Annotated in this window: 14 protein-coding genes; 5 read left to right on the forward strand and 9 right to left on the reverse strand. The window is 67.5% G+C overall.

Translation table 11 applies throughout. From position 1 onward, the window contains the following. Positions 1 to 3 precede the first annotated feature (3 nt). On the reverse strand, positions 4 to 1,392 hold the full coding sequence (locus FFS23_RS04930; protein ID WP_038661982.1) for a TIGR03013 family XrtA/PEP-CTERM system glycosyltransferase: 1,389 nt from the start codon (positions 1,390 to 1,392) through the stop codon (positions 4 to 6). Between the two features lie 159 nt (positions 1,393 to 1,551). On the opposite strand from FFS23_RS04930, the gene FFS23_RS04935 reads away from it, so the two are divergent. After that, the gene (locus FFS23_RS04935) at positions 1,552 to 2,592 is read left to right on the forward strand and encodes a mannose-1-phosphate guanylyltransferase/mannose-6-phosphate isomerase (protein WP_137897688.1); all 1,041 of its coding nucleotides are present in this window, start codon (positions 1,552 to 1,554) and stop codon (positions 2,590 to 2,592) included. 21 nt (positions 2,593 to 2,613) lie between these two features. Here the strand turns inward: FFS23_RS04935 and FFS23_RS04940 are convergent, their stop codons facing one another. From FFS23_RS04940 to FFS23_RS04970, 7 genes are all read right to left on the reverse strand, one after another. Then, positions 2,614 to 3,075 (reverse strand): DUF3429 domain-containing protein, encoded by a 462-nt coding sequence (locus FFS23_RS04940; RefSeq protein WP_137897689.1) that lies wholly within the window; start codon positions 3,073 to 3,075, stop codon positions 2,614 to 2,616. A gap of 50 nt (positions 3,076 to 3,125) precedes the next feature. Beyond that, positions 3,126 to 4,688: a DUF6311 domain-containing protein gene (locus FFS23_RS04945; protein WP_137897690.1), complete on the reverse strand. Its 1,563-nt coding sequence runs from the start codon at positions 4,686 to 4,688 to the stop codon at positions 3,126 to 3,128. A 217-nt stretch (positions 4,689 to 4,905) separates the two neighbouring features. Then, positions 4,906 to 6,549, reverse strand: a complete 1,644-nt coding sequence (gene groL, locus FFS23_RS04950; protein ID WP_038661989.1) for a chaperonin GroEL — start codon at positions 6,547 to 6,549, stop codon at positions 4,906 to 4,908. A 66-nt stretch (positions 6,550 to 6,615) separates the two neighbouring features. Then, a complete protein-coding gene (gene groES, locus FFS23_RS04955; protein WP_038661992.1) occupies positions 6,616 to 6,903 on the reverse strand; it encodes a co-chaperone GroES in 288 nt (95 codons plus the stop codon). Between the two features lie 275 nt (positions 6,904 to 7,178). After that, on the reverse strand, positions 7,179 to 8,486 hold the full coding sequence (locus FFS23_RS04960) for an MFS transporter (RefSeq protein ID WP_052075802.1): 1,308 nt from the start codon (positions 8,484 to 8,486) through the stop codon (positions 7,179 to 7,181). Positions 8,487 to 8,496: 10 nt separating this feature from the next. Beyond that, positions 8,497 to 9,708 (reverse strand): D-mannonate dehydratase ManD, encoded by a 1,212-nt coding sequence (manD, locus tag FFS23_RS04965; RefSeq protein ID WP_137897691.1) that lies wholly within the window; start codon positions 9,706 to 9,708, stop codon positions 8,497 to 8,499. Positions 9,709 to 9,719: 11 nt separating this feature from the next. After that, a complete protein-coding gene (locus tag FFS23_RS04970) occupies positions 9,720 to 12,041 on the reverse strand; it encodes a glycoside hydrolase family 3 N-terminal domain-containing protein (RefSeq protein WP_137897717.1) in 2,322 nt (773 codons plus the stop codon). 180 nt (positions 12,042 to 12,221) lie between these two features. Between FFS23_RS04970 and FFS23_RS04975 the strand changes: the two genes are divergently transcribed. The 3 genes from FFS23_RS04975 to FFS23_RS04985 all read left to right on the forward strand — a co-directional run bounded on the left by FFS23_RS04975 (position 12,222) and on the right by FFS23_RS04985 (position 19,722). Beyond that, positions 12,222 to 14,315: an alpha-glucuronidase family glycosyl hydrolase gene (locus FFS23_RS04975; RefSeq protein ID WP_137897692.1), complete on the forward strand. Its 2,094-nt coding sequence runs from the start codon at positions 12,222 to 12,224 to the stop codon at positions 14,313 to 14,315. Between the two features lie 429 nt (positions 14,316 to 14,744). Further along, a complete protein-coding gene (locus FFS23_RS04980; protein ID WP_081974543.1) occupies positions 14,745 to 17,813 on the forward strand; it encodes a TonB-dependent receptor in 3,069 nt (1,022 codons plus the stop codon). A 268-nt stretch (positions 17,814 to 18,081) separates the two neighbouring features. Further along, on the forward strand, positions 18,082 to 19,722 hold the full coding sequence (locus FFS23_RS04985; RefSeq protein ID WP_171009356.1) for a Na+/H+ antiporter: 1,641 nt from the start codon (positions 18,082 to 18,084) through the stop codon (positions 19,720 to 19,722). A 3-nt stretch (positions 19,723 to 19,725) separates the two neighbouring features. Here FFS23_RS04985 and FFS23_RS04990 read toward each other — a convergent pair whose 3' ends face one another. Then, positions 19,726 to 20,832, reverse strand: coding sequence for a GGDEF domain-containing protein (locus FFS23_RS04990; RefSeq protein ID WP_137897693.1), 1,107 nt, complete (start codon positions 20,830 to 20,832; stop codon positions 19,726 to 19,728). Between the two features lie 674 nt (positions 20,833 to 21,506). On the opposite strand from FFS23_RS04990, the gene FFS23_RS04995 reads away from it, so the two are divergent. After that, positions 21,507 to 23,480 carry a putative bifunctional diguanylate cyclase/phosphodiesterase gene (locus FFS23_RS04995; RefSeq protein ID WP_137897694.1) on the forward strand — a complete coding sequence of 658 codons (1,974 nt, stop codon included), beginning with the start codon at positions 21,507 to 21,509 and terminating at the stop codon, positions 23,478 to 23,480.

Consider the following 23,480-nt stretch of genomic DNA (forward strand, 5'->3'; position numbering starts at 1 on the left):
GGCTCAGCGCGCCCCCGCCGGCCACAGCACCACCCGCAGCGTCTGCAGCAGGATCAGCATGTCGAGGAACGGCGAATAGTTCTTCGCATAATACAGGTCGTATTCCAGCTTGTGGCGGGCATCCTCGATCGACGCGCCGTAAGGATAATTGATCTGCGCCCAGCCGGTGATCCCCGGCTTCACCATGTGCCGCTCGGCGTAGAAGGGCAGCTGCTGTTCGAGCTGGTCGACGAACTGCGGCCGTTCGGGGCGCGGCCCGACGAAACTCATCTCGCCCTTCAATACCGCCCAGGTCTGCGGCAATTCGTCGATCCGGACGAGGCGGATGATGCGGCCGATGCGGGTGATGCGCGGATCGTCCTTCTCCGCCCACACCGCCTTGCCGGCGACCTCGGCATCCTGGCGCATCGAGCGCAGCTTCACGATGTCGAACCCCTGATTGTAGAGGCCGATGCGGCGCTGGCGATAGAAAGCCGGCCCGCGCGATTCGAGCTTGATCGCCAGCGCGGTGAGCAGGATCAGCGGCAGCGTCAGGATCAGCAGCAGCAGGCTGGCGACGATGTCGAAGGCGCGCTTGAACACGCTCGACAGCATCCGACCCGAGGCGAAGCCGTCGGAGAAGATCAGCCACGACGGATTGACCGAATTGAGGTCGATCCGCCCGGTCTCGCGTTCGAGGAAGGTCGAAATCTCGCTGACCGCGACGCCGGTGGTGCGGACGCGCAGCAGGTCCTTGAGCGGCAAGGCGTTGCGGCGCTCCTCCAGCGCCAGCACCACCTCGCCGGCGCCATGGTCGACGACATGCGCGGCGAGGTTGGGGATGGTGTCGCGCGGCACGGCACCCGCGACCACCGGATCGGCCTCGCCCATCGCAACATAGCCCGCGACGATCACGTTGGCGCCGGGCTGGTCCGCCAGCGCGCCGATCCGCGCCGCACGATGACCGGCGCCGAGCACGATGATCCGCCGCTTGAACGTATCGCCGCCGAGCGTGCGGTTGAGCATCGCGCGGACCACGACCAGCAGCACCGCGGCGATCAGCGTCGCATAGGCGAGATTGGAGCGCCACAGCGCCACCGGCGGGATCAGGAAGAACAGGATCGACAGGAAGACGACGCCGATCAGGATCGCCACCGCCAGCCGCGCCGCGGCGAAACGCAGTGACAGGAACGAGCCGACGCCATAGGCCCCCACCGCGATCAGCGCGATCTGCAACGCCGCGGCGAAGGCGAACAATTGCGGCAGCCGGGTGGTCACCGGCAGGACCAGCATGCCGATCTGATGCGCGCGGATCACCCAGCCAAGCTCCGCCGCGGTCATCAGCAACAGCGCATCGACCACGCCGAGCAGCAGCACGGCATAGGGCACATAATGCTTGAACAGGCGGATCATGCGGGCACCCTCCCATGCCGGTCTGTAAGCTTTTCCGACAGCTATCCCGCAGGTCGCAGAAAAAAGAAAAGAAAACTTGAAGAAGGCGCCCTTAAGGATCGTTTCGCGCGCGCTTCATTTCGGTTAGGGGTGCGCGTCCCAAGGAGTTTATCACGCATCATGACGATCGTTCCTGTGATCCTTTCCGGAGGGTCCGGCACCCGCTTGTGGCCGATGTCGCGTCCCGAGATGCCCAAGCAGCTGCTGGCGCTGACCGCCGAGGAAACCATGCTGCAGCTGACCGCCAAGCGCGCGCACGGCGAAGCCTTCGCGGCGCCGATCGTGGTCGCCAATGCGCGGCACGCCGATCACATCGACGAGCAGCTCCATGCGGTCGGCGCGGCGCCGCAGGCGGTGATCCTCGAACCGGTGGCGCGCAACACCGCGCCCGCGATTGCGCTCGCGGCGCTCGCCGCCAAGGGTGAAGAGGCGTTGCTGGTGATGCCGTCCGATCACGTCATCGCCGACGTCGCCGCCTTCCACGCCGCGATCGAGGCGGCGATGCCGCTGGTCGCCGACGGCTGGCTGGTCACCTTCGGCATCACCCCCGATGCGCCCGAGACCGGTTATGGCTGGATCAAGGTCGGCGAGCCGCTCGCCGCGGGCGTCCACCGCGTCGCGCGCTTCGTCGAGAAGCCGATCCGCGAGCGCGCCGAAGAGATGCTGGCCTCCGGCGATCACGCCTGGAACGGCGGCATCTTCCTGTTCCGCGCCGACATCTTCCTCGGCGCCCTCGCCGCACACGCCCCCGGCATGCTCACCGCGACGCAGGAGGCGATGACCAAGGCACGGCGTGACGGCGTGCGCATCTACCCCGATGCCGAGGCGTTCGGCGCGTCGCCCGACGATTCGATCGATTATGCGGTGATGGAGCGTGCCGAGCGGGTCGCGGTGGTGCCGGTCGCGATGGGCTGGAGCGACGTCGGCAGCTGGGACGCGCTGCACGCGATCAGCGAGCGCGACGAGAGCGGCAACGCGCATCGTGGCGAGGTGCTGGCGATCGACACGCAGGACTGCCTGATCCGCTCGGACGGAATCCGCATCTCGGCGGTCGGGATCAGCGACCTGATCGTGGTGGCGAGCGGCAACGACGTGATGATCCTGCCGCGCGGCCGCAGCCAGGAGGTCAAGAAGCTGATCGCGGCGATGAAGAACGACTGATGCGGGACCGGACGGTCGCGCTCAGGCGGCGACCGTCCACGCCCACAGTCCGGCGAGCCCCGCCGCGCCGATCAGCAACTGGCGGGGCCGCAACGTCGCGAAATAGGCGGGCGCATTGCCGGCGAGTGCCGCCCGGCGATCGAGCAATGCGGCGAGCACATAGCCGACGATCAGCGGCAGCAGCGCCCCCGACGGGCGACCGATCACCAGCGCGAAACCGGCGAGCGTGAAATAGGCGATGCTGGTCGCGATCTCGACCGGCTTCGACGCGCGCGGATAGCCGAAGCCGAATCCGCGGCGCACGCCGGCGATGAAGGCGAGCACGAGTGCGCCCCAGATGATGCCGAGCTGCACCGCCCAGAACGGCCACGGCGGCGGCAGCACCCAGGCCCCCAAGGCAGCGGCGACCAGCGGCACCATCGGCCCATAGCCGAGCAGCACACCATCGGCGGGAACGTCGGGACGATCGGCATCATGGTTCATGCCGCGAGCAACGAGCGGCAAGCCGCCGGGTTGCCTGGCGAGCCGCGCGTTCAGGGCAGGATTATCGGGATGCCATCCACCGTACGCCGCCGCGCGGCGAGCGCCGCGGGTACCGGCCTGTCGTCGAGCACGACATACAGACGCCCGGCGACGGCTTCGCCGCGCGCGAAGGCGGCGGCGTCGGCGCGCAGGCGATCGAGGGTGACGCGGTCGGTACGGGCGGCATAGACGTTGGCGACCGGGCGACCGGCCTTGGCGGCGCGCCACGCGATCTCCTGGAACACCGCGAGGTTGCCGAACACGTCGGCGGGGAAGAAGGCGATGCTGCGCGACCGGGCAATCAGCGCGTCCCATCGGGGGTCGAGCGTGCGGACGTAGAGACGATGCTCCCCGGCCGGGCGGCTCTGCGCGCGGATCGTGCCGGCCATCGCGGCGAGGTCGATGATCTGGACCGCGACGATACCGATCAACACGAACGTCGCCCGCCGCGCGGGCAGGCGGAAGACGGCGAGCAGCGCCATCAAGACCATCACATAGCCGACGGGCCAGAACATGCGGCCGGATGCCCGCACGGTATGCAACAGGCTCCTGATCTCCGCGGGCAGCGGCAATTGGGCGACGGCGAGGATGGTGAGCACGATCAGCGCCGGGACGAGGTGACGCAGCCGCTGCGCTACCGCGCGCGCGTCGTCGGGGGCCGGCACCCGCCACGCGACGAGCAGCGCCAGCGCCATCAACAGCAACCCGCCGGCACCGAGATACTGGAAGCCTTCGAAACTTCGCCCCGGAGCGGCCTCGTGCGCGGGCAGGACATTCGAGAAGCCACTGCTGCCCGGGTTCCACAACGCATCCAGCGGCATGGCGTAGAGGCCGAAGTCGGGCGCCGGCAGCTGTCCCCCGACACCCAGCCACCGGGCCAGCAACGCGACCAGCAGCAGGATGGCAATGCCCTCCCCCACTACCGCCAACCGGTCGCGGCGCGTGCCCTCGGCAAAGCGCACCAGCAGCGTCGTTGCCCAGATCGCGCCGACCATGACGAGGAGATAATTGTGGATCAGCGTCGCGACGGCGATGAGAGGCAGCCACCAGCGTAGGCGATGGCTCCGGACGGGGTGCAGGAACAACCAGAGCGCGGCCAGGATCAGCCAATGCGCCATCAGATTGACGTGGATATAGCGATTGAACAGCGTCGGCGGGAAGGCGAGCAGCGCGACGCCGATCCAGAGCGCCGCTTGTCCCGGTGCATGGCGGCGGAGGAGCAGCCAGGCGAAGACCGCCTGCAGGATCAAACACAACAGGAGGAACGGGCCGACCAGTTGCGCATCCGCCGGCAGCCGGCCTGCGAACGGCTTCGCGGCGAGCGTCACCAGCGGGTTGCTGTCTGTGAACAGCACCGACACGCCCTCAGGCGCGTCGAGCAGATGGGTCCGTAGCGACGCGCCGGCGCTCGGGTCATGCCAATAGGCATGCGCGCCGAGCGCATTCTCGCCATTGTCGGTGCCCCTGATCAGCCAACCCGGATTGCCGATGTCGAGGATCGCCGGGTGGAAGAAGGCGAGGAACACCGCGATCGGCAGGAGCAGTAGCAGGACGGGGGTGGCAAGGCGGGGCATGCGCGGCACCGTGCTCCCGATGCAGCGTATTTTTGGTTAACGGTGACGGCATGCAAAAAGGGACCGGCGGTTGCCCGCGCGGTCCCTTTTCGTGTGTCGTTGCCTGGAAAGCGCCGTCACGGCGAGAGACCGTGACGTCTGGCGGGTCCGATCGGGCCGGCCCGCCGGGCGTTCCGATGCAGTAACCGGGGCAGGCCGCGCCTGCCCCGATGCCGGATCAGAAGTCCATGCCGCCCATGCCGCCCATGCCGCCACCGCCGGGCATGGCCGGAGCCTTGTCTTCGGGCAGTTCCGACACGGTCGCTTCCGTGGTGATCAGCAGGCCGGCCACCGAAGCGGCGTTCTGCAGCGCGGTGCGGACGACCTTGGTCGGGTCGATCACGCCGGCGGTCACCAGGTTCTCATACGTGTCGGTCGACGCGTTGAAGCCGAACGACGTGTCGTTCTGGTCGAGCAGCTTGCCCGACACGACGGCACCGTCGTGACCGGCGTTCTGCGCGATCTGACGGACCAGAGCCGTCAGTGACTTGCGGACGATGTCGATACCGCGGGTCTGGTCCTCGTTGACGCCCTTCAGGCCGTCGAGCGACTTGGTGGCGTACAGCAGCGCCGTGCCGCCGCCGGGGACGATGCCCTCTTCGACCGCTGCGCGGGTTGCATGGAGCGCGTCGTCGACGCGGTCCTTGCGCTCCTTGACCTCGACCTCGGTCGAACCACCGACCTTGATCACCGCAACGCCGCCGGCGAGCTTGGCGAGACGCTCTTGGAGCTTCTCACGGTCGTAGTCGCTGGTGGTGTTCTCGATCTGCGCACGGATCGCCTCGGTGCGGCCCTTGATCGCATCGGCTTCACCCGCACCGTCGATGATGGTGGTGTTGTCCTTGTCGATCGTGACGCGCTTGGCGGTGCCGAGCATGCCGACGGTGACGTTCTCGAGCTTGATGCCGAGGTCTTCCGAGATCATCTCGCCCTTGGTCAGGATCGCGATGTCCTCGAGCATCGCCTTGCGGCGATCGCCGAAGCCCGGTGCCTTGACCGCTGCGACCTTGAGGCCGCCGCGCAGCTTGTTGACGACGAGCGTGGCCAGAGCCTCGCCCTCGATGTCTTCGGCGATGATTAGCAGCGGGCGACCCGACTGGACGACGGCTTCCAGGATCGGGAGCATCGCCTGCAGGTTGCTGAGCTTCTTCTCGTGGATCAGGATGTACGGATCGTTGAGCTCGACCGTCATCTTCTCCGGGTTGGTGATGAAGTAGGGCGACAGATAGCCGCGGTCGAACTGCATGCCCTCGACGACGTCGAGCTCGAAATCGAGACCCTTCGCTTCCTCGACGGTGATCACGCCTTCCTTGCCGACCTTCTCCATCGCTTCCGCGATCTTCTCGCCGACTTCACGGTCGCCGTTGGCCGAGATGATGCCGACCTGCGCGACTTCCGACGAACCCGAGACGGGCTTCGAGCGCGCCTTGATGTCCTCGACGACCTTCAGGACGGCGATGTCGATGCCGCGCTTGAGGTCCATCGGGTTCATGCCGGCGGCAACCGACTTCATGCCCTCACGGACGATCGCCTGCGCCAGGACGGTCGCGGTGGTCGTGCCGTCGCCGGCGATGTCGTTGGTCTTCGAGGCCACTTCGCGCACCATCTGCGCGCCCATGTTCTCGAACTTGTCCTTGAGCTCGATCTCCTTGGCGACGGTGACGCCGTCCTTGGTGATGCGCGGTGCGCCGAAGCTCTTGTCGATCACGACGTTGCGGCCCTTCGGCCCAAGCGTCACCTTCACCGCATCGGCGAGGATGTCGACGCCGCGGAGGATGCGCTCACGCGCGTCGCGGCCGAATTTTACGTCCTTGGCTGCCATGGTGGCTACCCTTTCAGTTGGTCTAGAAATTCACAAAAGTCACACCAAGGAAGGTGTGACGCGAAGTCAGCCGACGATCCCGAGGATGTCGCTTTCCTTCATGATAAGAAGGTCTTCGCCGTCGACCTTGACCTCGGTGCCCGACCATTTGCCGAACAGGATCTTGTCGCCGGCCTTGACGTCGAGCGGGGTGATCGTGCCGTTCTCGGCGCGCGTACCAGTGCCGACGGCGACGACCTCGCCCTCCTGGGGCTTTTCCTTGGCGGTGTCGGGGATGATGATCCCGCCAGCCGTCTTTTCCTCGGCCTCGACGCGCTTCACGAGGACGCGGTCATGCAACGGACGAAAAGTCATTGCGAAGTCCCTCTTTCAGTCAGTGTTACAGATTTCTGGCACTCACGAAACGCGAGTGCCAACGGGGCGGATATGTGCCGGCCGCACGGGATCGTCAAGGCTTCCGCCGCGCAGAAAATCGCGATGCGGCGGCAGACGGTGCGCTGCGCGGGACGGCGGGCGGTGCGTCCACCATGAACCGTTGGTGCTGAGCCTGTCGAAGCACCGTGAGACTCACCTGCCCTTCGACAGGCTCAGGGCGAACGGGTGGGTGTGGGCCGACCTTTCTAATTGAATCAGCGCGCGATCACCACGTCGCGGTAGCGCGGGTTGAGGAGGTGGAAGGCGAGCAGCGCGACGAGATAGGCGAGGCCGCAGGCGACGAAGAACGGGCCGTAGCTGCCCACCGTATCGAGCAGCAGGCCGAGCGACTTGGAGGCGATGAAGCCACCCGCCGCGCCGGCGAACCCGCCGAGCCCGATCAGCGTGCCCTGCGCGTAGCGGGGAAATTGATCGCCGGGCAGCGCGAACAAATTGGTCGAGAAGCCCTGATGCGCCGCGCAGGCGAGCCCGATCATGCCGACCGCGACCCAGATGCTGCTCGCCTGCGCGGCGAACATCACCGGCAGCGCGAACAAGGCGCAGACGAACATCGCGCGCTTGCGGGCACGGCCCACCGCGACGCCGCGCTTGAGCAGCCGCGACGAATACCAGCCGCCGGCAATCGCGCCAAAATCGGCGAGGATGTAGATGGCGACCAGCGGCGGGCCGAAATTCTTGAGGTCGTAGCCGTAGCGGGTGTGGAAGAAATCGGGCAGCCAGAACAGGAAGGTCCACCAGACCGGATCGATCAGGAAACGACCGGTCATATAGGCCCAGGCCTCGCGATGGCGCAGCACGGCGAGGAAACCCGCGCGGCCGGCATCGTCGGCAGGCTCGGTCTCGATCCACGCGCGCTCTTCGGCGGTGACGCGGGGATGGGCGTGCGGCGGATGGTAGAGCCGCCACCAGGCGGCGAGCCAGACGAGGTTGAACAGGCCGGTGATGATGAACGCCCAGCGCCAGTCGAGCACCAGATTGACGACGATGAAGCCGATCAGCAGCGGCGTAACCACCGCGCCGACGTTGGCGCCGGCGTTGAAGATGCCGATCGCGAGCGCGCGCTCCTTGCGCGGAAACCATTGCGACGCCGCGGCGAGCGCCGAGGGATAGGTGCCCGCCTCGCCGAAGGCGAGCGGGATGCGCGCGATCGCAAAGCCGGTGGTCGAGGTGACGAGCGTCTGCGCGAAATGGCCGATCGTCCAGCTGCCCATCGCGAGCAGATAGCCATTGCGCGCGCCGATCCGGTCGATCAGCCAGCCGAACAGCAGGAAGCCGAAGCCATAGGCGACCTGGAAATAACCGGTGATGTCGCCATAGCCGGCGTTGCTCCAGCCATAGAGCGCGGTGAGCTGCGGCTTGAGCACGCCGAGCACCAGCCGGTCGATATAGCTCAACACCACCGCCGCGAAGAGCAGGCCGCAGATCAGCCAGCGGATGCGGCCGCGCGGCGGCGTCACCGCATGGACGGCGGTTTCGGGTGCGCTGGCCGCGGCGTCGCCGATCTCGCTCACCTTACCAGCTCCACAAGGTGCCGTCTTCGAGACGGTTCACGGGCAGATAGGCGCGCTTATAGGCGTGCGTGGCGGCGAGGTCCGTGTCGATCGACACGCCGAGGCCGGGCGCGTCGCCCGGATGCATCGTGCCGTCGGTGAAGCGATAGGCGTGCGGGAAGACCGCGTCGGTCTCGGCGCTGTGCGGCATATGCTCCTGGATGCCGAAATTGGGCACCGACAGGCCGAAGTGCAGCGCCGCCGCCATAGCGACCGGCGACAGATCGGTCGCGCCATGGCAGCCGGTGCGGACCTGATAGAGATCGGCGAGCGCGGCGATGCGGCGCAAATGGGTGATGCCGCCGGCGTGGACGACGGTGGCGCGGATATAGTCGATGAGCTGGTTTTCGATCAGATGCTTGGCATCCCAGATCGAGTTGAACACCTCGCCCACCGCGAGCGGCGTCGTGGTGTGCTGGCGGATCAGGCGGAAGGCGTCCTGGTTTTCCGCCGGGGTCGCATCCTCGATCCAGAACAAGCGATAGGGTTCGAGATCCTTGCCGAGCCGCGCCGCCTCGATCGGGGTCAGCCGGTGATGGACGTCGTGGAGCAGATGCACGTCCCAGCCGAGCGCCTCGCGTGCCGCGGCGAACAATTCGGGGACGACGCGCAGATATTTCTCGGTCGACCAGACCGCCTCGTTCGGCAGGTCGCCGTCGGCGGGTTCGTAGCGCTGGCCCTGTTTGGCGACGCCATAGGTGGAGGCGAGCCCGGGCACGCCGCATTGCAGCCGGATCGCGCGATAGCCCTCGTCGCGGTGGCGCAATGCGGTCTCGATCGTGTCGGCGATGGTGGTGCCGTTGGCGTGGCAATAGACGAGGCAGGCGTCGCGCGCGGCGCCGCCGAGTAACTGATAGACCGGCAGGCCCGCGACCTTCCCCTTGATGTCCCACAGCGCCATGTCGACGGCGGCGATCGCGGTCATCGTCACCGGGCCGCGCCGCCAATAGGCGCCCTTGTAGAGATATTGCCAGACATCCTCGATCCGGTGCGCGTCGCGGCCGATCAGGCAGGGGACGACGTGATCCTCGAGATAGCTGGCGACGCTGAGTTCGCGGCCGTTCAGCGTCGCGTCGCCGAGGCCGGTGGTGCCGTCGTCGCAGGTGATCTGCAACGTGACGAAATTGCGTCCCGGCGAGGTGACGATGACGCGGGCGTCGGTGATCGTGGGCATCGGATGATCCTTCAGGCGATGTCGAGCGCGACGGTCTGCACGTCGCGGCTGTTGGGGCCGGTCATGATGTCGAAGCGGCCGGGCTCGACCAGTTCGCGCATGTCACGGTTCCACAGGCGGAAGGCGTCCGGGCCGAGCGTCAGCCGGACGGTGCGGCTCTCGCCGGGCTTGAGCGTCACCCGCGCGAAACCCTTGAGCGCCTTGACCGGGCGGGCGACCGACGACACCTGATCGCGGACGTAGAGCTGGACGACCTCGTCACCGGTGCGGTCGCCGATATTGGCGACGTCGACCTCGACGTCGACCGATCCGGCCACGCCGATCCGCGCCGCCGACAGCCGCGGCGGCGACAGGCGGAAGCGCGTGTAGCTGAGCCCGAAGCCGAACGGGAACAACGGCGCGTCGTCGTCGAACAGATAGCCGCGCCGCGCCGACGGCTGGTGGTCGTAGTAGAAAGGCAATTGGCCGACGTCGCGGACCACCGTCACCGGCAGCTTCGCGCCGGGATTGACGTCCCCCCACAATGCATCCGCCATCGCGTGCCCACCCTGCTGGCCCATATACCAGCATTCTAGCATCGCATTGGCGTTGGCGACCACGGTCGGCCAGCTCGGCGGCCGGCCGTTGATCGCGACCACCACCACCGGCTTGCCGGTCGCCTTCAATGCGGTGAACAGCGCAGTCTGCTCGCCGAGCAGGTCGAGCGAGGTGCGATCGCCGAGATGCGTCTTGGCATAGCCTTCGCGGCTGGTCTGCTCGGTGTCGCCGATCGCGAGGATGACGACGTCGGCGGACGCGGCCACCGTCACCGCCTCGGCGATCAGCGCGCGATTGCGGGCGGGATCGGCGAGCAACACCTCGTTCGCGGACCGATCCTCGCTCTGGGTGATGAACACGCCCTGCGCGTGGACCACCTCGGCCCTGCCCTTCAGCTTGGCGCGGATGCCGTCGAGCAGCGAGACGGGATCGGTCGGGATCGACGAATAGCCGCCGAGCCGCGCGACCGCCGCATTGGGGCCGATCACCGCGACGCGGCGATGACGGTCGACCGAGAGAGGCAGCGTGCCGTCGTTCTTGAGCAAGGCGATCGAGCGCGCCGCGGCCTCGCGGGCGAGCGCCAGTGCCTCGGCATTGGCCGTCAGGCGGGCGGCCGCGCGGGAATCGACGCGTGGCTCCTCGAACAGGCCCGCGCGCATCTTGAGTGTCAGCATACGCGCGCAGGCGGCGTCGATCGCGGCGACGCTCACCTTGCCGGCGCGGACCTGATCGGCAAGCGTGCGATAGGCGACGCCGTCGGGCAGGTCGCTGTCCACCCCGGCGGCGAGCGCCAGCCGCGCCGCCTCGCCGACGTCGCCGGCGATATGGTGGAAATAGTCGAGCTCGGGGATGGCGGCGTAATCGCTGACGATCGCACCGTCGAACCCCCATTCGCCGCGCAGCACGTCGCCGAGCAGCCAGCCATTGGCGTGGCTGGGGACGCCGTCGATCTCGTTGTACGAGGGCATCACCGCCCCGACCCCGGTCCGCTCGACCACCGCGCGGAACGGCGGAAAATAGCTTTCGCGCAGCTCGCGCTCGCCGATCTGCGCAGGCGCGACGTTGTTGCCCGCCTGCGGCTGGCCGTGACCGGTCATGTGCTTGAGCGTCGCGAACACCTTGCCCGGCGCCAGCTCCCGCCCCTCGCCCTGCAGGCCGTGGACCGCGGCGACGCCCATCTCGCCGCACAGATAGGGGTCCTCGCCGAACGTCTCCTCGATCCGCCCCCAGCGCGGATCGCGGGCGATGTCGACCACCGGCGAGAGCGCGAGCACGGTGCCGTGCGCGCGCACCTCGCGGCCGATCACCGACTGGACGCGGGTCATCAGATCGGGATCGAAGCTGCCGGCGAGCGCGATCGCCTGCGGGAAGCTGGTCGCCTCGGGGGCCATATAGCCGTGCAGCGATTCCTCGTGGAACAGCACGGGGATGCCGAGCCGTGTTTTGGTGCGCGACCAGTCCTGCGCGGCGTTGACGAAGGCGATCGTGTCGGCGGGCTTGCGCCAGCGGCCGGTGACGTCGGTGCCGGTGTTGGTCGCGGTCGCCGCACCGCCGCGATCCGACGGCCGCGCGATCTGGCCGATGCCGTTTGGATAAGCGGCGCTGGCGCGGGCCGGATCGAAGCCGCGCGCCTCGTCCATCACGTCGCGCTTGGTGGTCGACAGCGTGATGAGCTGCGCCACCTTCTCGTCGAGCGTCATCCGGCCGAGGAGGTCGCGAACCCGCAGGTCGACAGGCGCGCGCGCGTCCTTGTACAGCGGCGACGCCGGTCGCGCGGCGGCGGGGAGCAACGCCATCAGCGACACCCCCGCACTCCAGCGCAACACCTCACGACGGGACGAAACGGCAGGACGCGACGTCAAGACAGGCTCTCCAGGATTGGCAAACCAATACGATGCGGCTTGCCTGTTATGTTGATAGCGATAACATGAAAGCTGGACCGCGGACTTGTCAATCGTTCGCGACGGGAGAGTGAGATGAAAGGGTATCGTGCGCTGATCGGAGCGCTGGGCGCAAGCTGGCTCGCGCTGGCCAGTCCGGCATTCGCCGACGACGGCTATTCCTTGTGGCTGCGGACCAGTGCCCCGGCGACCGGTCAGGCCGCCGTGACGCGGCTGGGCGACAGCGCGACGCTGCGGCTCGCCGAGAGCGAGCTGCGTCGCGCATTGCCCGCGGGGACGCCGCCGGTGGTGGTCGCGACCGCCGCCGCGCCGGGGATCACCGCGCTGGGACTCCCCTTCGCCGGATTGGGCGACGAGGGCTATCTGGTACGCCGCGTGACGCTTGCGGGCCGAAGCGTGCTGCTGGTCGCGGGCAACGGCGATCGCGGCACGCTGTACGGCGCCTTCGCGCTGCTGCGCGCGCTCGGCACCGGCGATCGCGCCGAGACGGTGGCGCTGCGCTCGGCGCCCAAGGTGAAGCTGCGGATGCTCAACCATTGGGACAATCTCGATGGGACGGTCGAGCGTGGCTATGCCGGCCAGTCGTTGTGGGACTGGTGGACGCTGCCCGACTTCAAGGACCCGCGCTACACCGATTACGCCCGCGCCAACGCCTCGATCGGCATCAACGGCACGGTGATCAACAACGTCAACGCCAAGGCCGACAGCCTCACCGCGCCCTATATCGCCAAGGCCGCCGCGCTCGCCGACGTGCTGCGCCCGTGGGGTATCCGCGTCTATCTGTCGGCGCGCTTCTCGGCGCCGGTCGAGCTGGGCGGGCTCAAGACCGCCGACCCGCGCGACCCGGCGGTCGCCGCCTGGTGGCGTGCCAAGTCGGACGAGATCTATCGCGCGATCCCCGATTTCGGCGGCTTCCTCGTCAAGGCGAACAGCGAGGGCCAGCCCGGCCCGCGCGACTATGGCGCGACTCATGCCGACGGCGCCAACATGCTCGCCGCGGCGGTGGCGCCGCACGGCGGGATCGTGATGTGGCGCGCCTTCGTCTATGCCGAGACCGACCCGACCGATCGCGCCAAACAGGCCTATAGCGAGTTCAAGCCGCTCGACGGCCGCTTCGCCGGGAACGTGCTGGTGCAGGTGAAGAACGGCGCGATCGACTTCCAGCCGCGCGAGCCCTTCCATCCGCTGTTCGGCGCGATGCCGAAGACGCCGCTGATGATCGAATTCCAGATCACCAAGGAATATCTCGGCTTCGCCACCCACCTCGCCTATCTCGGCCCGCTGTTCGCCGAGACGCTGCATGCGAAGACCGGTCGCCGCCGCGACGAGACCGTCGCCGACGTCGTCGACGGATCGGCGGAGGGCCATAAGCTGACCGGCATGGCCGGCGTCGCCAATATCGGCCGCGACCGCGACTGGAGCGGATCAACCTTCAACCAGGCCAATTGGTATGCCTTCGGCCGGCTCGCCTGGGATCCGGACCTGACGTCCGAGGGAATCGCGCGCGAATGGGCGGCGCAGACCTTCGGCACCGATCCGCAGGTCGTCGCCACCACGACCGCGATGATGGCCGGATCGCGCGAGGCGGTGGTCGATTACACCGGCGCGTTCGGGCTCGCGCATCTGATGGCGACCGGCCATCATTACGGACCGGGTCCGTGGGTCGCCGATCTGGCGCGGCCCGAGTGGAACCCGACCTATTATCATCGCGCCGACCCGGACGGCATCGGCTTCGAACGCGGTCGTAGCGGCAGCGACGCCGTCGACCAATATGCCCCCTCGGTCGCGCGCCAGCTCGCCCGGCCGGAGACGACGCCGGAACGCGAATTGCTGTGGTTCCACCATGTTCGCTGGGACCGCCGCATGGCCGACGGGAAGACCCTGTGGGAGGATCTGGTCGCGCATTACGACGCCGGCGTCGGCTATGTCGCCGGCATGCAGCGGCAATGGGACACGCTGCGCGACAGGATCGATGCCGAACGCTGGCAGAAGACGGCGACCTATCTGGTGATCCAGAAGCGCGAGGCGCGCTGGTGGCGCGATGCCAGCCTCGCCTATTGGATGTCAGTCAACCACCGCCCGCTGCCCGCCGGGGTGGCGGCACCCGAACACGACCTCGCTTGGTACAAGGCGCAGAGCTACCCCCATGCGCCGGGACATACGTCGTGACGCGGTCGAGGTAACGCTGCTTCTCCCCGTCTCAATCTCCGGTTGGCCTAACCGAAACCGATTGACTTGCTGACCAATACGGAGAAGATAGCGCTATCAAGGCCGCGACAGACGGGCATGACGAGGGACGGGGATGGCTGGAGCATCGCTGACATTGCTGACGGGCGTTCGCCCCGCGCCGACGATGCCTCAGACGGCATCGCGCCGGGGTGATGCGTCGTTCGTCGCCTTCATCATGACCGAAACCTGATCCGCATCCGACGTCTCCGCCGGTGGCCGTCGGCCGCCGGCGACAATCCATGCTGCGCATGCCGCGACGACGGCAGCGCGTCACCAGAGAGGAACCTGAAGTTGAGCACCGTCCGCACCCTTCGCCTGCGCCGCATCGCGCTCCTGTGCGCCACCACGCTCGGCACGCTGGGCCCGTCGATGGCCGCGGCGCAGGCCGTGCCGCCGCCGCAGGAACAGACCCCGGCCGACGGCCAGGACAACGGCCCCGCCGTCGCGCCCGTGCCGCAGACCGACCAGAGCCAGGGCGCGCCGGGTGAGGACATCGTCGTCACCGGCTATCGCTCGAGCCTCGCCAAGTCGACCGAGTCCAAGCGCGCCTCGACCGGCTTTACCGATTCGATCTTCGCCGAGGACATCGGCAAGTTCCCCGACACCAACATCGCCGAATCGTTCAACCGCATCCCCGGCGTGACGATCACCCGCGACGTCACCGGCGAGGGCACCAACGTCGCGATCCGCGGCCTCGGCTCCAACTTCACCAACGTGACGCTGAACGGCGCGACGATCGCCGTCGCCTCGTCGGGCGCGACCGATGCGCAGGGCACCGACCGTTCGGTCGACCTCAGCTTCTTCCCGACCGACCTGTTCACCAAGCTGACCGTCAACAAGAGCTATACCGCCGACCTGCTCGAAGGCGGCGCGGCGGGCAATATCGACCTGCGCTCGGCCCGCCCGTTCGACCGTAATACCTCCTTCCTCGCCTATAACATCCAGGGCACCAAGCAGACTCCCGAGGACCGGATCGGCGCGCGCGGCTCGCTGATCGGCAGCTGGCGCAACGATACGTTCGGCATCCTCGCCGGCGTGTCGGCGCAGCGCCTGTTCACCGAGACGCGCGGGTTCGAGACGATCGGTTATACCAACCCGGCGCTCACCGCGGCACAATGCGGCGCGACCTCGGGCTGCAACAGCACCGGCGGCGGCAATTGGACGATTCCCGCGACGGTGCCGGTCGGCGCCGGTGCCGGCCTCGTCGCCGGTACGCCGATCAACAGCGCCTTCCTGCTCGCCAACAATCCCGGTGCCTCGATCCAGCAGATCGACAACGGCCTGCTGCCGCGCCTCGGCCGCATCGCCAACATCCGTGGGCCGCGCGACCGCCTGAACGCGATTCTGAGCGCCGAATGGCAGCCGACCGACACGCTGCATTTCTATATCGACGGCCTGTACGGCTATAAGAAGAACGACCTGATCCGCGAGGACATGGCGTGGATCGTGCGCAACGGCGCGTCGATCCCGACCAACCTCACCTTCGACAAGGCCGATTGCAGCGCCGGCTGCACCGTCACCGGCGGCACCTTCGCCAATGCGCAGTTCTTCGACGAATTCCGTCCGTATATCGAGACCACCAAGCTGTTCAGCGTCAATCCCGGCGGCGAATGGGAGATCGACGACAAGCTCAAGCTGACGCTGCAAGGCAATTACGCGCGCTCGACCTTCCACCGCGAGAGCCCGACCGTGGGCTTCACCACCCCGCTCGGCGTCGGCAACACCGTCACTTATTCGAACGACGGCGGCATCCCGAGCATCAAGAGCAATCTCGACCTCAACGATCCCGCCAATTTCGGCTGGTACGCCGGCAGCCGCGTCAACATCCAGGACGAGCGCCGGCTGAACGTCAACAAGGGCTTCCGCGGCGATCTGACCTGGGGCGACAAGGCGCTCAACCTGAAGGTCGGCGGCGCGTTCGACGACGTGTCGCGGCGCATCCGCGGTTACGACAACAGCCAAGCGTGGCAGAATGCGGTCTGCGGCAACAACCCCAACGTGTCGCTGCAATCGCCCAATTCGCAGCCGCCCTGCGAGGGCCTGAACGCGCCGGGTGTGATCCCCGCGGGCTATCCGACCTATCCGGGCCTCGGCACCGGGGCGACCGCCGGAACCAGTGGACCGGTCAGCTATGGCGGATCGCTGATCCCCAACAGCGCCGTTCCGACCTATCTGAGGCCCGGTCCCGCCGGTTTCGTGACGGTCGATTTCCCCGCCTTCGCGGCGGCGAGCAACTATGACTTCTATCACGACAATGCGCCCGAGAGCGGCGGTGCCAACACCGGCGCCAGCGGCGGCTCGATCCGCGAGGTGGTGAAGTCCGCCTTCGCCACGGTCAACGGTGCACAGGAGCTGGGCGGCAACACGCTGCGCTTCAACGTCGGCCTGCGCTACGTCAACACGATCCAGACGATCGCGGGACGCGTCTCGCTGCCCGATCCGCGCAACACGACGGCGACGGGGGCCACCCTGCCCGACGGCAGCCGCTATCCGAACATCGTCAACGTCGTGTCGACCCGCAACGAATATGCGAAATGGCTGCCCGCCGCGACCTTCGCCTACGACCTGAGCGAGCATGCGGTAGTGCGCGTCGCCGGATCGCGGACGATGACCCGGCCCGATCCGTCGGCGCAATTGCCCGGCGTCAGCTTCGGCGCGCCGTCCGCCGACCAGGCGAACATCGGCAATCCGGCGCTGTCGCCGTACATGTCGACCAACCTCGACCTCGGTTTCGAATATTATACCGGGCGCGAGGGCGTGATCAGCTTCAACGCGTTCCGCAAGGCGATCACCGGCTTCACCAACACCTCGATCACCACGGTGCCGTTCACCGCGCTGGCGCAATATGGCATCACCTACGATACGCTGAATTCCACGCAGCAGATCGCGATCAACTCGCGCGGCGGGCCCAATACCGCGCAGGTGCAGGTGACCTCGCAGGTCAACGTGCCCAACAAGCTGACGATCAACGGCCTCGAATTCCAGTGGGTGCAGCCGCTCGACTTCCTGACCCGCCATATCGGCGTGACCGGCTTCGGCTTCAACGCCAACGCCACGATCGTCGACCAGACCAGCAGCGGCCCCGCCACCGCATTCGGCGTCGCACCGTTCACCTACAACATTACCGGTTATTACGAGAAGAACGGCATCATGCTGCGCGTCTCGACGACCTCGCGCGAGGGTTCGCAGAACAGCGGCACCGCGCAGAACGGCATCCCGGCGGCGGCGCTGTACGGCACCGATTACACCACCTACGATTTCTCGTCGTCGTTCGACCTCGACAAGATCTTCGGTTTCGCCGGGGCGCCGCAGCTCACCGTCAACGTCGCCAATTTCACCAACGCGACGCTGCGCTCCTACTTCCAGTTCGAGAATGCGACCTTCACCCAGTACAAACCCGGTCGCCAGTTCCTCGTCGGCCTGCGCGGCACCTTCTAGGCCGGAGCGACATTCAGGGTTTTACGAAAATTCCTCCCCCGCAAGGGGGAGGTGGCGCGGCGAAGCCGTGACGGAGGGAGAGGTAAGCGGTCACTTCGGTTCCGTGTCCTCCCCCTCCGTCATGCCTGCGGCATGCCACCTCCCCCTGGCGGGGGAGGACTTTCAATGAATACCGATTTTGCCTGAGTCGATCGCCGATGGCGCGGACGGGGTTGTCCTGCGGTGACGGAGCCAGATAGGGGAAGGCCATCTGACCCGGGAGTGCCGTTTGGAAGCCGTATCGATCGTCCTGTTCCTGTTGCTCGCCGTCGTCATGAGCGGCGCGGTGTCGCGCATGCTGCCGGTGTCGGTGCCGACGCCATTGGTCCAGATCCTGCTCGGCGCGGTGATCGGCCTGTCGACCTCCTATCGCGTCGAGCTCGATCCCGAGCTGTTCCTGCTGCTGTTCCTGCCGCCGCTGCTGTTCCTCGACGGCTGGCGCATCCCCAAGGACGAATTGCTCAAGGATCTGTCGACGGTGGTCGAGCTGGCACTCGGCCTCGTGCTGCTGACGGTGATCGGCATGGGCTTCTTCATCCACTGGATGATCCCGGCGATGCCGCTCGCGGTCGCCTTCGCGCTCGCCGCCGTGGTGTCGCCGACCGACCCGATCGCGGTCTCGGCGATCGCCGCGCGGGTGCCGATCCCGAAGCGGATGATGCATATCCTCGAAGGGGAATCGCTGCTCAACGACGCCTCTGGCCTCGTTTGCCTGCGCTTCGCGATCGCCGCGGCGCTGACCGGCACCTTCTCCGCCGCCTCCGCCGCGACCAGCTTCCTGTGGGTCGCCGGTATCGGCCTCGCGGTCGGCATCGTCGTGACGCTGGTCGTCACCCGCATCAAGGCGTGGGTATCGCGGCGGTTCGGCGAGGAGCCGGGCTCGCAGATCCTCGTCAGCCTGCTGATCCCGTTCGGATCGTATCTGCTCGCCGAGCATATCCATGCCTCGGGCATCCTCGCCGCGGTGTCGGCGGGGGTCACGATGACCTTCGCCGAAATCTCCCGCCAGGCGCTGGCGACGACGCGGATGCGGCGCAATTCGGTCTGGGACACGATCCAGTTCGCGCTCAACGGCATCATCTTCGTGCTGCTCGGCGAGCAGCTTCCCGCGATCCTCGCCGGCGCCAAGTCGACCGTGCTGCTGACCGGCCATCACGGGCCGGAATGGCTCGGCCTCTATGTGCTGGCGATCGTCGCCGGCCTCGCGCTGCTGCGCTTCGGCTGGGTGTGGGTGTCGCTGCGGCTGACCCTGTTGCGGCGGCGGCTGAACAGCGAGGCGACGCTGCACAGCCCCGACTGGCGGCTGGTCGCGGCCATGTCGCTCGCCGGGGTGCGCGGCGCGATCACGCTGGCGGGCGTGCTCACCATCCCGCTGACGATGAACGACGGCAGCCCCTTCCCTGCCCGCGACCTCGCGATCTTCCTCGCCGCCGGGGTCATCATCGTGTCGCTGGTGCTGGCGAGCATCGCATTGCCGATCCTGCTCAACGGCCTGACGATGCCGGCCGAGCCGTCGAAACAGGCCGAAGAGGATGCCGCACGCGTCGCCGCCGCGGAGGCGGCGATCTCGGCGATCGAACGGTCGCAGCACGACCTCGCCGAGCGTGACGGCAACGCTGATTTCTACGCCGCCGCCGGCACGCGGGTGATGGACCTGTACCGCGAGCGGATCGAGAGCCGCAGCGGCTCGGCCAAGGCGTCGGCGGAGGCGCGGTTGCAAGACCGGCTGGAGCGCACCTTCCGCCTCGCCGGGATCAAGGCCGAGCGCGCCGCGGTCGTCGAGCAGGTGCGCGAACGCGCGATCGGCAGCGCCACCGCGCAGAAGCTGATCCGCGAACTCGACCTGCTCGAGGCGCGCTACCGGATCTGACGGTCAGCGCGCGGCGAGCGTCGCGCGGCCGATGCCGCCGCCGCTCTGCTTGGCTTGGTAGAGCGCGGCATCGGCGAGCGCGACCAGCTCGTCGAGATCGCTCTCGTCGCCGCCGGCGGTCACGAAGCCGAGGCTGACGCCGATCTCGATCTGATGCGTGTCGATCTCGTAAGGCGCCATGATCCGCCGCACGAGGGTGCGCGCGAAGAGGTCCGCCTCGCTCTGGCTGCGCACCCCCGACTGGATGATGACGAACTCGTCGCCACCGACCCGCGCCGCCGTGTCGTGCGGCTGGAGCACCGAGCGGACGCGATCGCTGACCGCGGTCAGCAGCGCGTCGCCGGTCGGATGGCCGTAGCGGTCGTTGACCGGCTTGAACGCGTCGAGATCGAGGCAATGGATCGCGATATCATATTCCTCGCGCATCTGGCTGGTGAACGCCTCGCGCAGGCCGAGCCGGTTGGGCAGCTTGGTGAGCGGGTCGACCCGCGCCAGCGCCGCCATCGCCTGACGCGTGATGATATGCTGGCGCGTCGCCTGATAGAGATGGCGGATGCTCTGGAATGCGGCGAGCATGAAGCAGATCAGGCTGGCACCGAGCAATTGATGCGGGCTGTCGGCCCGCAGCATCGCGCTGATCGCGATCGGCATCGCGCTGAGCACGAGGCAGGCGGTCGCCAGCCACGGCCGGATCGAGGTGTGCGCGACCAGCCCCGAGCAATAGCCGAACAGCAGGCCGGTCGCGAGCATCTGCAACAACACCGCGTCATGGACGAAGGCGCGCGCGCCGAGCATCCCCAGCGAGAACGCCAGGCCGAGGCTGAACGCCGCGAACGCCTGCGCCCAGTGGTCCTGCCGGCGCACCGCCAGATCGGCGCGCCGCTGATGCGCAGCGATCAGCGCCAGCTTGAGCGTCGCGCAGACGACGCCGGACACCAGTGCCCCCCAGGCGATGGGATCGTGCAGGTCGCTGGCGATCTTCAGTCCCAGCGCCGTGAAGATCGCCGTCATCACCGCATTCGGCAGCGCCGTCGCGAACAGCGCATTGCGCAGCTCGGCTCGCACCGGCTCGGCGGTCGTACGGCGAGAGGAAGGCGACGTCATGGTCATCGGTTACCGCGATACAACGAATTAGGGGTTAATTTCACGCCAAATTGGCTGTTCCCGCAAGTAAAGTGCGCAAGGCCTTTAATGTCTGATTTGGACTAAATCGAAGGGCTGCTGGTTTATCGGGTCGCGGTGGCGGTCGAGCATTTGTGACGCTGGAGAGAGACAAATCTACCAGCGATCGGGTATTGGCTGCACCTTCGTTCCTTAGGTCGACATCTAAGACTGCGCATCCCGTCGACACCGCACGGGCATGGCGTCGCAGAAGCCGGTAGCGTCACGCACGATGATGCGCTCGCACGCCGCTGCGATAGTCGTCGCAAGACCCCGCACCTTCCACCAGCTGGGCTATCGCACATGGCTGCAGTGATGAGGCTCGATCGATTTCCTCATTAGATTCGTCACCCCGGACTCGTTCCGGGGTCCACCGGGCCGCGAGAGAACGGCGTCGAATCAAGCCTTTCTCCTCGCCGCGGGGTGGACCCCGGAACAAGTGCGGGGTGACGGGGTGGGCTTGGAAGACGGCAGGCTCGCACGAGCGTCCATCTACGATCGCCCTGCTCACACCGGCAAGCTGCTGCATTTCCTGCATTCGTCCGCGCGATTATGCGACGGGCCGAGGGCCGCCGACGGCATTCGTTTGTTTCTTCTACACTTCTGTTGCGCATGGTAACCATATGACCGGTCTCATTTCCCGCCTCAGACGGCTGCGCCATTCCGATCAGGCGATCGCCGCCTCGGTGCGCGAGACGCTGGTAGAATCGCTTTATGCCTCGCCGCAGTCGCTGGTGATCGGCGCGCTGACCAGCAGCGCGATCGTCGCGATCGTCGCGCTGGTCAGCGGTACGCCGTCGATGCGCGCCTGCGCGGTGGCGATCGCGGTCGTCGCCAGCATCCGCGTCGGCGATGCCGTCCGGCTCCACCGCCGCAGCCCGACCCAAGCGCTGCCGACCGGCGCCTGGGCCCGGCGGCAGGAATTCATCTATCGCGCCGGTGCGGTCTGCTATTCGGCGTTGCTAGGCACGTTCGGCATGCTGACGCTGATCAACAGCAGCGACGGCGTCCTCCAGTTGCTCGCGGTGACGACGACGATCGGCTATGCCGCGGGCATCGCCGGGCGCAACGCCGGCCGGCCGTGGATCGCGCTGGCGCAATTGTGCTTCGCCTCGCTGCCGCTCGCCGCCGGGCTGATCGTCTCGCTCGAACCGCTCAAGATGGCGCTCGCGGTGGTCATCCTGTTGTTCGTCGTTGCGATGATGGACATCACGCTGCAGACTTATGGCGTCATCCTCAAGGCCACCGTCGTCTCGCGCGAGAAAGCGGCGCTGGCCGAGCATCATGCCGCGATGGCGCGTCGCGACGACCTGACCGGCGTCGCCAACCGCACCGCCTTCCGCGAACAGTTCGAGGCGCGGTTGCAGGCGCTGGCCGGGGCCGACCGTCGCCTGGCGATCCACTGGATCGACCTCGACCGCTTCAAGGAGATCAACGATTCCTTCGGTCATCTCGCCGGCAATGCGTTGCTCGCCGGTGTCGCGCGCCGCCTCGACGAGGCGTTCGCGGGCGAGGGCATCGTCGCGCGGCTGGGCGGCGACGAATTCGCCGTCGTCTGCGAGATCACGGGATCGGAGGACGCGCTCGCCACCGGTCGTCGGATCATCGATCTGGTCGCGCTGCCGGTGCATCACAACGGCCGCATGCTGCACGTCGGCGCCTCGCTCGGCATCGCCATCGCCCCCGCCGACGGCACCGACGCCGACACGTTGCTCAAGAATGCCGACCTCGCTTTGTATCGCGCCAAGGACAGCGGCCGCGGCCAGATGTGCCTCTACGAACCGCTGATGGACGAAAAGATCGAACGCAGTCGCACGCTCGCCGCCGATATGCAGGGGGCGCTGGAGCGCGGCGAATTCCATCTGATGTTCCAGCCGATCTACGATCTGGCCGGCGAACGCATCCTGTCGTGCGAGGCGCTGCTGCGCTGGACCAGCCGCAACCACGGCGCGATCTCGCCCGCCGAATTCATCCCGATCGCCGAGGACAACGGCCTGATCGTCGCGATCGGCAGCTGGGTGATCCGCGAGGCGTGCCGCGTCGCCAGCGACTGGCCCGCCGAGGTCAAGATCGCGGTCAATCTGTCGCCGATCCAGTTGCGCTCCGCCAATCTGCCGACGGTCATCATGGGCGCACTGGCGAGCAGCGGCTTCGCCGCCGACCGGCTCGAGCTGGAGGTGACCGAATCGGTGCTGCTCGAGGATATCGAGGCGTCGCTCGCCGCGCTCGACGCGATCAACCGGCTCCACGTCCGCACCACGCTCGACGATTTCGGCACCGGCTATTCGTCGCTGAGCTATCTCACCAAATTCCCCTTCCAGACGCTCAAGATCGACCGGTCGTTCATCACCGACCTCGAACAGAGCCATGCATCGGTGGCGATCGTCCAGACGGTGATCGACCTCGCCGCCAAGCTCGGCATGCGCACCGTCGCCGAGGGCGTCGAGACGCAGGCGCAGCTCGACCAGTTGCGCCGGACGCGCTGCGACGCGGTCCAGGGGTATCTGCTGGCGCGGCCGATGCCGGCGAACATGGTCGGCGCCATGTTCGCCGGCGGAGCGGCGGGGAGCGAGGCCAGGGCGCACGGGCGCGCCTGA

The organism is Sphingomonas sp. 2SG (assembly GCF_005503285.1).
GTDB lineage: Bacteria > Pseudomonadota > Alphaproteobacteria > Sphingomonadales > Sphingomonadaceae > Sphingomonas > Sphingomonas taxi.